This window comes from Clostridium sp. NSJ-145 (assembly GCF_021044725.1).
GTDB classification, from domain to species: domain Bacteria; phylum Bacillota; class Clostridia; order Clostridiales; family Clostridiaceae; genus Clostridium; species Clostridium disporicum_B.
In genome coordinates this window covers 174,322-187,098 of the sequence record NZ_JAJNOS010000004.1, presented here as the reverse complement: position 1 = coordinate 187,098, position 12,777 = coordinate 174,322, and the positions used below count along the sequence as shown (strand labels likewise).

At 30.0% G+C, this 12,777-nt stretch carries 12 protein-coding genes; 2 read left to right on the top strand and 10 right to left on the bottom strand.

What is annotated here, in order from left to right; genetic code table 11:
* Positions 1 to 128: 128 nt before the first annotated feature.
* The 4 genes from LQE93_RS05750 to LQE93_RS05735 form a co-directional block, all read right to left on the bottom strand.
* Positions 129 to 953, bottom strand: coding sequence for an energy-coupling factor transporter transmembrane component T family protein (locus LQE93_RS05750; protein ID WP_055263575.1), 825 nt, complete (start codon positions 951 to 953; stop codon positions 129 to 131).
* A complete protein-coding gene (locus tag LQE93_RS05745; RefSeq protein ID WP_055263577.1) occupies positions 950 to 2,656 on the bottom strand; it encodes an ABC transporter ATP-binding protein in 1,707 nt (568 codons plus the stop codon). The genes LQE93_RS05750 and LQE93_RS05745 overlap by 4 nt, the downstream gene beginning before the upstream one ends.
* 155 nt (positions 2,657 to 2,811) lie before the next feature.
* Positions 2,812 to 3,375: an ECF-type riboflavin transporter substrate-binding protein gene (locus tag LQE93_RS05740; protein WP_055263579.1), complete on the bottom strand. Its 564-nt coding sequence runs from the start codon at positions 3,373 to 3,375 to the stop codon at positions 2,812 to 2,814.
* 51 nt (positions 3,376 to 3,426) lie between these two features.
* Positions 3,427 to 4,284, bottom strand: coding sequence for an SAM hydrolase/SAM-dependent halogenase family protein (locus tag LQE93_RS05735; protein WP_055263581.1), 858 nt, complete (start codon positions 4,282 to 4,284; stop codon positions 3,427 to 3,429).
* 249 nt (positions 4,285 to 4,533) lie between these two features.
* Between LQE93_RS05735 and LQE93_RS05730 the strand changes: the two genes are divergently transcribed.
* Positions 4,534 to 5,154, top strand: a complete 621-nt coding sequence (locus tag LQE93_RS05730) for a DNA-3-methyladenine glycosylase (protein WP_055263583.1) — start codon at positions 4,534 to 4,536, stop codon at positions 5,152 to 5,154.
* A 187-nt stretch (positions 5,155 to 5,341) separates the two neighbouring features.
* On the opposite strand, the gene LQE93_RS05725 is transcribed toward LQE93_RS05730, so the two are convergent.
* Positions 5,342 to 5,797, bottom strand: a complete 456-nt coding sequence (locus LQE93_RS05725) for a methylated-DNA--[protein]-cysteine S-methyltransferase (protein ID WP_186838048.1) — start codon at positions 5,795 to 5,797, stop codon at positions 5,342 to 5,344.
* 185 nt (positions 5,798 to 5,982) lie between these two features.
* Here LQE93_RS05725 and LQE93_RS05720 point away from each other — a divergent pair, with 185 nt between their 5' ends.
* Positions 5,983 to 6,456, top strand: a complete 474-nt coding sequence (locus tag LQE93_RS05720; RefSeq protein ID WP_084758935.1) for a cupin domain-containing protein — start codon at positions 5,983 to 5,985, stop codon at positions 6,454 to 6,456.
* Between the two features lie 102 nt (positions 6,457 to 6,558).
* Here LQE93_RS05720 and LQE93_RS05715 read toward each other — a convergent pair whose 3' ends face one another.
* From LQE93_RS05715 to LQE93_RS05695, 5 genes are all read right to left on the bottom strand, one after another.
* A complete protein-coding gene (locus tag LQE93_RS05715; RefSeq protein WP_055263587.1) occupies positions 6,559 to 7,446 on the bottom strand; it encodes a polysaccharide deacetylase family protein in 888 nt (295 codons plus the stop codon).
* A 315-nt stretch (positions 7,447 to 7,761) separates the two neighbouring features.
* Positions 7,762 to 8,934: a galactokinase gene (locus LQE93_RS05710; protein WP_084758936.1), complete on the bottom strand. Its 1,173-nt coding sequence runs from the start codon at positions 8,932 to 8,934 to the stop codon at positions 7,762 to 7,764.
* Between the two features lie 161 nt (positions 8,935 to 9,095).
* On the bottom strand, positions 9,096 to 10,619 hold the full coding sequence (gene galT, locus LQE93_RS05705) for a UDP-glucose--hexose-1-phosphate uridylyltransferase (RefSeq protein WP_231072574.1): 1,524 nt from the start codon (positions 10,617 to 10,619) through the stop codon (positions 9,096 to 9,098).
* Between the two features lie 33 nt (positions 10,620 to 10,652).
* Entirely contained in the window at positions 10,653 to 11,873 is a 1,221-nt protein-coding gene (locus LQE93_RS05700; RefSeq protein ID WP_055263591.1) for an ROK family transcriptional regulator, read from the bottom strand.
* A gap of 346 nt (positions 11,874 to 12,219) precedes the next feature.
* Entirely contained in the window at positions 12,220 to 12,726 is a 507-nt protein-coding gene (locus LQE93_RS05695) for a DedA family protein (protein ID WP_231072572.1), read from the bottom strand.
* Positions 12,727 to 12,777: the final 51 nt, after the last annotated feature.

The following is a 12,777-nucleotide window of genomic DNA, read 5'->3' as shown; positions in this document are numbered from 1 at the left end:
ACCTCCTATTTGTCGTGTCAAAAAACTTGTTCATTTAGAAATAATTTCATATAAATATATGAATAAAAAATAAAAAGACCGTCTACTGAAATGATTTTAAAAATCATTTCAGAGACAGCTCCATCTTTCTAAAATGGGTTAAAGAATCTTCCGCCATTTAACTTAGTTGCTACTAAAGCTGCTATAAATACACATACTACAATTGCTATAGCTATATAATCTCTCTTTTCAAAAGGTCTACCACTATACCAAGTACGCTTTTTATTATTTCCAAAAGCTCTAAGCTCCATAGCTGAACTTATACTTTCTATTCTCTCTAAGCTTGAGAATATAAGCGGCATAATTATAGCTGCAGAATTTTTTACACGACTAGTTAATCCAGCCTTTTTAGACATATCTATTCCTCTAGCTTGTTGAGCAAAAGATATATCATGATAATCTCTTTGAATATCTGGTATATATCTTAATGCTATTGCAACAGAATAAGATATTTTGTAACTTACTCCAATACGATTTAATGATGCTGCAAATTCACTTGGATTTGTAGTAACCATAAATAGTAGCGCCATTGGTATTATAGAGAAATATTTTAAAGTTACATTAAATTGATAAAACAATTGTTGAGTTGTTACTGTATATGGTCCAAACAGATGGAAAAGGTCCGTTCTTGTTTTATATATTTCAACTCCCTCGTAAGGTGAGAAGAAAAATATAGCAATATTATTTATAAGTAAAAATACTAAAATAAAATATAATACGAAAGAAATATCTTTAAATTTCACTTTAGATACTTTAAACATAATAATACTAAATATAAACATTGCCCCTAGTATACGTGTATCATAAGTAACCATAGATGCTAAAGCCCAAAATACTAATGCAATAAGCTTAGTTGCTCCTGTTAGCTTATGAATAGGGGATTTTAAATCTTGGTATTCTAACATAGCACTCATTTTGCTCTAACACTCCTGTCATAGTCAATAAATCTTTTAACAAATTCTCTTGGATTATCTAAATTAGCTTTTACAGCTAATTCATAAACTGATGTCTCTTTAAGATTTGCAGCCTCTATTACCTTACTATCTGTAAGAATATTTGCAGCTGTATCATCTGCTATCTTTAATCCATCAGCTAAAGCAATAGCTCTATTTGTATATTCTAACATTAGGTGCATATCATGAGTTATCATAATTATAGTTACACCTTTATTATTTATCTCTTTTAAGAATTCCATTATTTCTGTATAATGCTTAAAGTCTTGCCCTGCTGTTGGCTCATCTAAAATAATAACCTCTGGATTAAGTACTAAAATAGATGCTATAGTAACACGTTTCTTTTGCCCATAACTAAGAGCTGATATTGGCCAATTACGGAATTCATATAATCCACATACCTTTAACGTTTCATATACTCTTGTTTTAATCTCTGCCTCACTAACGCCTCTAACCTTAAGTCCTAGAGCTACCTCATCAAAAATCATAGTCTTAGATATCATTTGGTTTGGATTTTGCATAACTATACCAATTTTTTCAGCACGTTCTTTTATAGTTTCATTTTTAATATCTTTTCCGTTAAATAATATCTTACCTGAAGTTGGTTTGTAGAAGCCACATATAAGCTTTGAAATAGTTGATTTTCCTGCACCATTTTTACCAACTATACTTACCATTTCACCCTTATTAACTTTGAATGATAATCCATGTAAAATCTCTTTCTTTTCATTATAACCAAACTTTACATCTTGTAGTTCTAAAATAGGTTCATCACATGTTACTGCAACTTCTTCTTTAACATCATCTACCCATGCTTTTAATTTTTCTTCATAAGTATCAAGTTTCACAGTATCTATATGTTCTGGTTCTACTTCAGGAGTTATTTCACATCCTGCATATTTTAAGGCAGTTATATATAGAGGCTCCCTTATTCCCGTTTCTTCTAATATATTAGTAGATAATAATTCATTTGGGGTTATATCAGCTTTTATAACTCCTCTATCTACCACTATAATTCTATCAACATTTGAATGTAGAACATCTTCTAAACGATGCTCTATAATAAGTATTGTCTTATTAGTCTTTTCTTTTATTTGCTCTATAAGCTCAATAGCCGTTTTTCCTGTGGCTGGATCTAAGCTTGCTAAAGGCTCATCAAATAGTAGTATATCTACATTGTCAACCATAACACCAGCTAATGTAACACGTTGCTTTTGTCCTCCTGATAATCTATGAGGTGCTGACTCTAGATGGCTTTCTATTCCTACTATTTTTGATACTATATCAACAGTTTCCTTCATCTTATCTTGAGGAACACAATCATTTTCTAGTTTGAATGCAATATCTTCACCTACTGTTAAACCTATAAATTGACTATCTGGATCTTGAAGTACAGTACCAACAACATTAGAAAGTTCAGCAATACTCATATTTTTAGTTTCTTGCCCATTTATTTTAAGACTTCCAGTTATCTTACCTTCATATGAAAAAGGTACAAGTCCATTTATACAGTTTGATAATGTACTTTTCCCTGATCCTGATGGACCAACTATAAGTACTTTCTCACCTTCATATATAGTTAAATTTATATTGTTTAATGTCGGCTTTGCTTGAGCTCTGTATTGAAAGGAAAAATCTTTGAACTCAATTACAGGTCTTTTCATATAAATCTCCCTCTTTACCTTTTGTTCGTCTATTTTATTAATACTTAAAAATAATACTATATTTTTTTGCGTATGTATATCGCGAAGTTTTTCCATAACCTACCTAAAAAATACCGGAGACATTACCCCGGTATTATAAACTTTAAGTATTTATACTAAGCTATATCATCTTCTCTATCTAAGCTTCCCTTTTTAACTCTGCTCTTTGCATAAGAGTAAAGTAATATACTTCCTAGTACAGCTACTGTAATCATATTTAAGAAACCAGCTACAGCTCCTTGTACATATACTTTATTTGCTGGCTCAGCATATATTAGTATATCTAATGATGGTGCTACTACAAACCATGCAATTACATTAGCTACAACTTGATATATATTGAATAGTATAATTTGTTTTTTACCGAATTCACCTTCATTAATATTTAATCTCTTAGCTGCAAATCCAATAACTAATCCAACTATTGCAGTAGCAATTATCCAGCTGAACCATGGTGAACCATATGCAGTCAAATCAGTTAACGTATGCCCTATAAATCCTATTGATACACCAGCTATTGGTCCAAATATTACTGCCATTAAAGCTAAAAATCCATAAGCTGTATTAAATGTAGTATTTGGTATTGGTGTTGGAATCGCTGCAAAACGTGCTAATATCATGAAAACTGCTGATCCGATACCTATAGCAACTATTGTTTTTATGCTTAAGTTATTTTTCATCTACTTTTCTCCTCTTATTTTTATTACTAGTTTTAAAATATTATAGTAATATTATTCGTAAATTATTCTTGGAGCCTTTCTTATAGATATTCTCCAATTTGTACCTGTTTGTATATTGTATGCCTTAGAGAATGATCCTTGATTTATAGCTACGGCTAAACAATCTAATGAGTTAACATAAACTAAAGTTTCTCCTACGTGAACCTCAGCAAAAGATGTTGCAAACACCATTATGTTTCTGTAAACTTCTCTTGTATCATTTTTAATAGATACTTCTACTCTATCACCATAATTGATTCCGCTACCCATAAATAATTCTCTGCTAATGTTTGTCCAAAGACTTCCGAATCTAACATCTAGAACGTCTATTGTTCCTGTAACACAATCTCCGTCCTTAGCAGCCGCTACTGTTGGTAATTCAACTATTTCATCAACATTTATCTTAGGCCCTACACCTTCAAAGTCTATTACACCAGCAGCTAATCTAGCACCAGTATAAGCATAAACATCTCTTCCATGGAATGTGTAAGATGCTCCTGAGTTTGGTAATCTATTTATATTTTCATCTATTTCTCTTGCTTCAACAATTCCACACATACGTTTAACATGTGTTAATGTTCCATTATCTGGAGTAACTATATAGTGTCCTGTAACAGTCTTTGCTACTATACTCTTTCTATCAGTTCCTACACCTGGATCAACAACTGATGCAAAAACTGTACCTTTAGCCCAATATGTAACTGTTTGAATTAATCTATAAGAAGCTTCCCAAATATTATACTGTGGAATATCATGAGTCAAATCAAATATTCTTAACTCAGAATCAACTCCGTGAGCAACTCCATACATAGCGCTAACTGCACCATCTGCTAAACCAAAATCTGTTTGAAATACTAAAGCATTTTTCATGTCTTTTCCTCCGTCGTGTCAATTTTACATTGCAAGTATATTACACGAATATTACTTTAGTCAACCATTATTTCATTCTCTTTTGTATTTTTGTATTATTTTGTTGAAATTTGTTTTTAGACATACCTTTCAAGTATACTTTTATTATGTAGTTATAGTCAAGTATAATTATATACATAATATTAATATGATAGATAAAATCTTATAGGAGGTTAATAAGACGAGTAATAATCTTGCCTTATATAAATTATGGAAATTTTAGATAAATCTTTTTATAGTATAGATGCATTAACTCTTTCTAAAAAATTACTTGGAAAGGTTCTTGTAAATGAAGTTAACGGAAAAATATTTAAAGGAATAATAGTAGAAACAGAAGCTTATATAGGTGCTATAGATAAAGCATCTCATGCTTATGGCGGTAGAAGAACCGAAAGAACTGAAACGTTATACGGCGAGCCAGGAATAGTTTATGTATATTCAATATATGGAATGTATTTCTGCTTTAATGTAATATGTGGTGAGAAAGACGTTGCAGAGGGAGTTCTCATTAGAGGTTTAGAACCTTTAGAAGGTTTAGATGAAATGTCTCTTAATCGCTTCAATAAGCATTACGAAGAGCTTACAAAGGCTCAAATAAAAAATCTCACCAACGGTCCATCAAAGCTATGCATAGCCATGAATATAAATAAAAGCAATAACACTAAAGAACTTATTAAAGAAAACTCTCTTTACATAGAAGATTATAATATTGAAGTTTTGCCTTCAAACATTGTAGAAACCACTAGAATAGGAATTGACTATGCTGAAGAAGCAGTTCATTTCCCTTGGAGATTTTATATTAAAGATAATCCTTATGTATCAAAGAAATAAATTGCGTACTAAGTGCGTAGTCCAAAAGTGCCTATGGCAGTCCAAAGGATTTACCTCGTAAACGTCCAAAAGCTTTTTTAACTCTAAGTTATTACTCTTGGTTATTGTAAATCTTTTGGCCGTCACAAAGTGACCTTTTGGACTTTGACGAAGTCAAACTTTTGCCCAAAGTGCTTCGCACTTTATTTCAACTATTCTTTTCCTCTAGCTTTAAAAGGTATTCCTTTTTATCTATTCCTCCAGCATATCCTACCATCTTTCCATTTGATCCAACAACTCTATGACAAGGAATAATAATAGCTATGGGATTCTTATTATTAGCTCCTCCAACGGCTCGAACTGCTTTAGGATTATTAATCTTTTCAGCTATAGATTTATAAGTTATTTTCTCTCCATAAGATATATTAGATAAAGCTTTCCATACACTTATCTGAAATTCTGTACCTTTTATAAATTTTATATTTAAATCAAATTCTTTTCTCTTACCTTCAAAGTATTCTTGAAGTTGATTTTTACATTGAATAACTGCTTCATTTTCGTCCCATTCCGAACTTTCCATTGAAAACGATACTCCTATGATACTTTCTCCTTCTGCTTCAATTTTTATTTTTCCTATTGGTGATTCATAATACCCATAGTTCATATCTAAACTCACTTTCCTTTTTTTCAACAACTACCTCAAATATTTTTAGGTAGATATAGTCATTCATATTTTTATACCTATACAATAAATTTGTTAAAGACTATTATACTATTAAATGTTAAAATTTAAATAAATTCTTTATTTAATAATTATAGTTTTATTATAAATCTTTTGGAGGTAAAATCGTGAAAACAGCTGAATATTACATAGAAAAGCTAGAAATGCTACCACATGTTGAAGGTGGTTATTTCAAAGAATCATTTTTATCAGAAAGCTTATATAATACTGATAAAAAACTTTGGAGTAGTATTTATTTCTTATTAAGAACTGGTGAAGTATCTCATTTTCATAGGCTGAAATCTGATGAACTATGGTATTATCATGCTGGTGAATCTTTAACAATATATATGATTACACCAGAAGGTAATCTTATTACAAAACAACTTGGGCTTAATATCGAAAATGGAGAATCTCCTCAAGTACTTGTTCCTAAAGGATGTATATTTGGTTCTGCAATGAACAATGATGGTTTTTCATTAGTAGGTTGTATGGTATCACCAGCTTTTGAATATAAAGACTTTGAGCTTTTTAACCGTGATGAATTATTAAGCCTATATCCAGAACATCAATCTATTATAAATAAATTAACACGCCCATAATTATTTCATCAGCCTAAATTTTATCAAAAAGGAACAAGCTAAACATTTATTTAACTTGTTCCATCTTTATTTTTGATATTTTTATCATCTAGCTTTATTAAGTTATTTTAACGTTCTAAACTCATATCCTAACTCTTTCAAATAAGGTATGGCTTCATTTAAAAAAGCTGCTTCATTTATATTTTTATCTGTATCATGCATAAGCACTACTATAGTATCATTGTTTTTATCCATCTTCTTAACATATTTTTTTAAGTTATTCATCATTTGATCTTTACTTAAAACCGCAGAATGTGCATCTCCATTTACTATATTCCAATCAATAAATGCGTAATCCTTTTCTACTAATACTTTATCTATAGCACTAGTTCTCCAAGAATTATGCCCACCCGGAAACCTTATTACTCTAGTATTAAACTCTTCACCTAAAACACTTCTCATGCTTTCTAAAGATTTATCCATATCATTCATAAAAGCATTAACGTTAACATAGCTATTTGGGTATAACACTTCATATTTATGACAATATCCATGATTACCTACGGCATGACCTTCTTCAACCATTCTTATTAAAGCCATTCTAGAATCTTCACTTTTTTCTAGCATTGATCCTAAAATAAAAAATGTAGCTTTCACATCATGTTCTTTAAGAACATCTAAAACCTCTGAAGTCACTTTAGTAGATGGCCCATCATCAAAAGTCAAATACGCTATTTTTCTACCTTCAGTAGATTGAAAATTCCATTTAACTAATGCATTTTCAACAATCTTAGCATCATCTGCATTCGGATCCTCTGATAATGATAAATAATTTAATTCTTTTCTTTTAGCCTCTTCTATTTCATCAAAGCTTGCTGCAACCTCTCTTTCTTGCATTTCAGCTATTTCATCTTCAGTTTTGTATATTTTTATTCCAACTATCATAAATACACTTACTGTACAGACGGCTATAATATAACATATTATAAAAGCAATTTTTCCTTTGTGCATCTTTAAGCCTCCTAACACTTACTACTTCAAAATTATTATAACCATCAATATAAAATATATTATTTTATAATAAAGAAATAATATGTTAAGAGATACTTTAAATAAATTGTGCACTAAGTGCGTAGTCCAAAAGTCGACTGCGTCGAGTCCAAAAGTTCCTACGGCAGTCCAAAGGATTTACTTCGTAAATGTCCAAAAGCTTTTTTAACTCTAAGTTATTACTCTTGGTTATTGTAAATCTTTTGGCCGTCACAAAGTGACCTTTTGGACTTTGACGAAGTCAAACTTTTGCCCAAAGTGCTTCGCACTTTATTTTTATAGTCTATGAGTTCCTTCACCTAATTTACTTGTATAGAATAGTGGTCTTATTCCTGTTACTTTTTCATAGTTTTCTGTTACTTTTTCTTTGAATTCATCTACTTTAGCTTCATCTACTAAAGCTATTGCACATCCTCCAAAACCTGCTCCTGTCATTCTAGCTCCTATACATCCTTCAATTTTAAGAGCCTCATGAACTAGAGTATCTAAGTGTAATCCAGTAACTTCATAATCATTCTCTAAAGATATATGAGATTGAGTCATCAATTCTCCAAAACCTTTAATATCTCCAGCCTTTAATGCTTCCATTGACTTTTTAACTCTTTCATTTTCAGTCACTACGTGAATAGCTCTTCTCTTTACAACATCATCTTTTATAAATGAGTTAATATCCTCAACTGTTGCTGAACAAAGATTTGCTACTTTTTCTTCTTTATTTGAATTTATTATTTCTAAAGCTTTCTCACATTCGCCTCTTCTTTCATTATATTTAGAATCCGCAAGCTCTCTTCTTTTATTAGTATTCATAATTACTAAACTATAGTTTCCAAGCTTTAATGGAGCATATTCATAGTAAAGTGAATTACAATCTAAAAGAATTGCATTATCTTTTTTTCCTAAGCAAACTGCAAATTGGTCCATTATACCGCAATTAACTCCAATAAATTGATTTTCAACCTTTTGACAAAGTCTTGAAACTTCAACTCTATCTATTTCTTCACACTTTTCAGGATTTTCTAAGTAAAGTATTATATAAGCCATTAAAACTTCAAGTGCTGCTGATGAAGAAAGTCCTGCACCATCTGGAAGATTGCTATAGAATAAAATATCCATTCCTTTTACTTTATGTCCTCTATCTTTAAGTTCTTTAATAACTCCCTTTGGATAATTTCCCCAATCATCTTGTCTATCGTAAACTAATTCTTTATCTAAATTTATTACAACTTCACCTTCAACATTTTTTGATCTCATTCTTATTATGTTATCTTCTCTTAAAGTTAAAGCTCCATATATACCTACTGTTAAAGCAGCTGGAAAAACAAATCCTCCATTATAATCAATATGCTCTCCTATTAAATTAACTCTTCCTGGTGAAAGAAAAGTATAAATCTCCTGATTACTATTGCCATACTCTTCTCTAAATAAATCCATCATCTCATTTTTATTCATTTTAACCCTCTCCTTAATAAACTATTTTTTATAAGTGAAAATCCAAATCTCCGATTTGGCAATTTGAAGTTAAGTAAAAATCTAAATTTTAATTTAGCCATTTGAACTTACATCGTAAGTGTACTCCTACGAATGTATATGAGTAGTGAGTTTCCTTATAACTATATAACTGATGTTATAAATTTTTCTAACGCTGCTTGTCCTTTTTTATTTCTCTTAAATACTCCAGAATCTTCTAAAACTTTAGAGAATATTATTCCTACTTCCTCTTTTACAAAATTTCTTGCATCTTCTAAATTCATATCACTATTTTTGTTCAGCATTTCTTCAATCCAATCAATATGCTTATTTAAATCATTATCCTCTAATGCAACTTCTCTATCATAAGAAACTTCTCCTGATATAATTTCAGCTATCTTTTCTAATTCTTTTTCTAATCTTCCCGGAAGAACAGCTAGTCCCATGACTTCTATTAGTCCAATATTTTCTTTTTTAATATGATGTAGCTCTTTATGTGGATGGAATATTCCATCTGGATGTTCTTCTGAAGTTCTATTATTTCTTAAAACAATATCCAGTTCAAAAGCTCCATTATTTCTTCTAGCTATTGGAGTTACAGTATTGTGTGGTGTTTCTCCTGTAAATGCTAATATATCATTTGCTTCATCAGAATATACTTTCCATGCTTCAAATATCTCCATAGCAACATCTACTAAAGCTTTCTTATCTTCTGATTTTAATCTTATAACAGTCATTGGCCATTTCACTGTACCAATTTCAACATTTTTAAACTTATCACTTTCATAATACTTTTCAATCTTAGCCTTTTCCATTGGGAATACATGTCTACCACCTTGGTAATGGTCATGCGTCAATATTGAACCTCCAACTATTGGTAAGTCTGCATTTGATCCTATAAAATAATGAGGAAATTTATCTGTAAATTCTACTAATCTCTCTAATGCATCCCTTCCTAACTTCATTGGACTATGTTCACCTTTAAATACTATGCAATGTTCATTGTAATATACATAAGGTGAATATTGTAAAAACCATTCCTTGCCTTGTAGTTCAAAAGGAATTACTCTATGATTTTGTCTTCCTGGATGATTTAATCTTCCTGCATATCCCACATTATCTATACATAAAAGACACTTCGGATATGAAGATTGTTTTACAAGTTTAGCCTTAGCTATTTCCTTTGGATCTTTTTCAGGCTTTGAAAGGTTAACCGTTATTTCTAAATCACCATATTCAGTTTCTGATAACCAATATAAATTCTTATCAATTCTTTCTGTCATTATATAATTTGATGATTTACTTAAATCATAAAACCAATTTGTCGCCTCTTCTAATCCTTTGCGATCGGCTATTTTATTAAACTTGTTTACTACTTCACCTTCACGTGGCATTAAAAGACCCATAATCCTTGAATCAAAAAGATCTCTATATGTTATAGTATCTTCTTCAATTAGATTATTTTCTGCTGCATAATCTAAAATATTTTTTAATATTTTAACAGGTGTATCTTCTACTACTTCTTCTACTATACCTTCATACGGTGCTTCGACCTTTAATAAATCTAATAATGCATTTCTTGAAGGTATAACATCCCACTTTGAAATCATTTCTTTTTTTAATGCAAATTTTAATAATCTCTCTATTTCATATCCTACGTTGACCATCTTTCCTGCCCCCTATATAAATTTATTAATTAATTACATAAATTCTCTACCTTTAAAAACTTCTTGTATTACTAATGTTGCTGCACCTATTACCGCTGCATTTTCACCTAAATCTGATTTTACTATCTTTACATTTTCGCTTGGAATTTTTAAGCCTCTCTTTTTAACTACCTCACTTAAAGTTTCAATCATAATTTTCTCTTGCTCAAAAATATCTCCTACCACAACTATAAGCTTCGGATTAAGTATATTAACCAATCCTGATATACCAACACCTATATACCTTGCTGCTTCTTTTAAAACAGAAATTGCTAATTCATCTCCTTTTGATGCAGCTATCGATATATCTTTTATATTTATTTTTTCAATATCTTTAACATCATCAACTAAAGAACTCTTAACACCTTGCTTTATACTTCTAATAACCTTTCTTTCAACACTTATATTTGATGCAACAGATTCTAGGCAGCCATAGTTTCCACATTTACATAAGGATCCATCTTGTTCTACTACCATATGACCAATTTCACCTGCACTATAATCAACACCATAATAAGGTTTGTTATCAATTATTATTCCTGCACCTATCCCATTAGAGATGTTAATTTCAACAAAATTATCTATACTTTTAGCAGCTCCAAATAAACTTTCGCCTAATGCTATAGCCCTTACATCATTATCCACAAATACAGGACATTTAAATTTCTCTTCAAGAATTAATTTTATATTTACATTTTCCCACTTATAATAAGGAGCATATTGCGATATTCCTAACATTGGATTTACTACTCCATGCATAGCTACTCCTATGCCGACAACTTTATCTCTATTTACTTCCGATATTTCTATAACTTCATTAATTAAATTAATTAAGTGTGTAAATACAAATTCTTTATTTGTATTGTTTTCATCTATATATATTGATTTCTTAGCTAGTATCTCTGCTCCTAAATCAGTTAATACAACGTCTATACTTCCCACACCTATACTTACACCTATTATATATCTTGCTTTAATATTAATCTCTAAAATTATTGGTGGTCTTCCTCCATTGGACTCCCCTATTCCTCTTTCTATTAGATAATCACTTTCAATTAATATCTTTGTAATATTAGTTACACTAGCTGGTGTAAGTCCTGTTAATTTAGCAATATCAGCTCTAGATAAACTTCCATTATTCTTTATAACTTTTAGTATAGCTTCAACATTAAGTTTTTTCATTAATTCAAAGCTTCCTTTAACTACTTTATTCATTCAATCACTTCTTTATTAATTATATTAATTAAGTATACAAAACTTTCTGTAATTGTTTACTCTTGATTTAATTTTATCATATTTTCCAAAAAAGTAAATATACTTCTATTATATACAGTATATTTTATTTGTTGGAGAAATGGTGAGATTATTCTTCCACTAAAAATACTTACTATTTTACTCATTCTTCTCCTTCTCATTTTTCTATTGTAGATAAAAATATATTTCATTTCCTCCATCATTTAAATATAAGTATAATAATAGTAAGTATTTTATAATTAATTACAAAAAGTGTGCTACTAAATAAAAGTAGCACACTTTTGTAATTTTATTTAGTTTTTAAAAACTATAAGTTAATTATAGCCTTACTTGCTAAATATCCGCTCATTATAGTAACTGCATTCCATATTGCAATGCCTGGTACTGAATATAAAATAAAACTCACTATTCCATCTCTCAAAATTCCTGAAGTTAATGATACAAGAGTCCTTGCTACTGGAACTAATCTACAAATAAATAAACCCTTATTTCCAAACTTTTCACAGTACATAGTAACTTTATCTACAGATTTTCTTGTTTTAGGAAATTTTGAATATATCCAATGTAATACCGGATTTCCTATAAAGTATCCTACATAGTACAAACATACACTTCCTACTGCTCCAGCTATAACAGATATAATTAAAACAAATAGAAAATTATATTTGCTCTGTGCCACTAAAGCTCCTATAGCAGGCATTATTATTCCAGCTGGAAGTCCTGGTAAATTTAAATACTCTAAATATACAATTATAAATAAAAACCATAATCCGTATGTTTCAAAATAAACTATTGCTTCATTTATACTACTCATAATTCTAGCACCATCTTATCTTTATAAATATAAATTTTTTACTATAGCTAC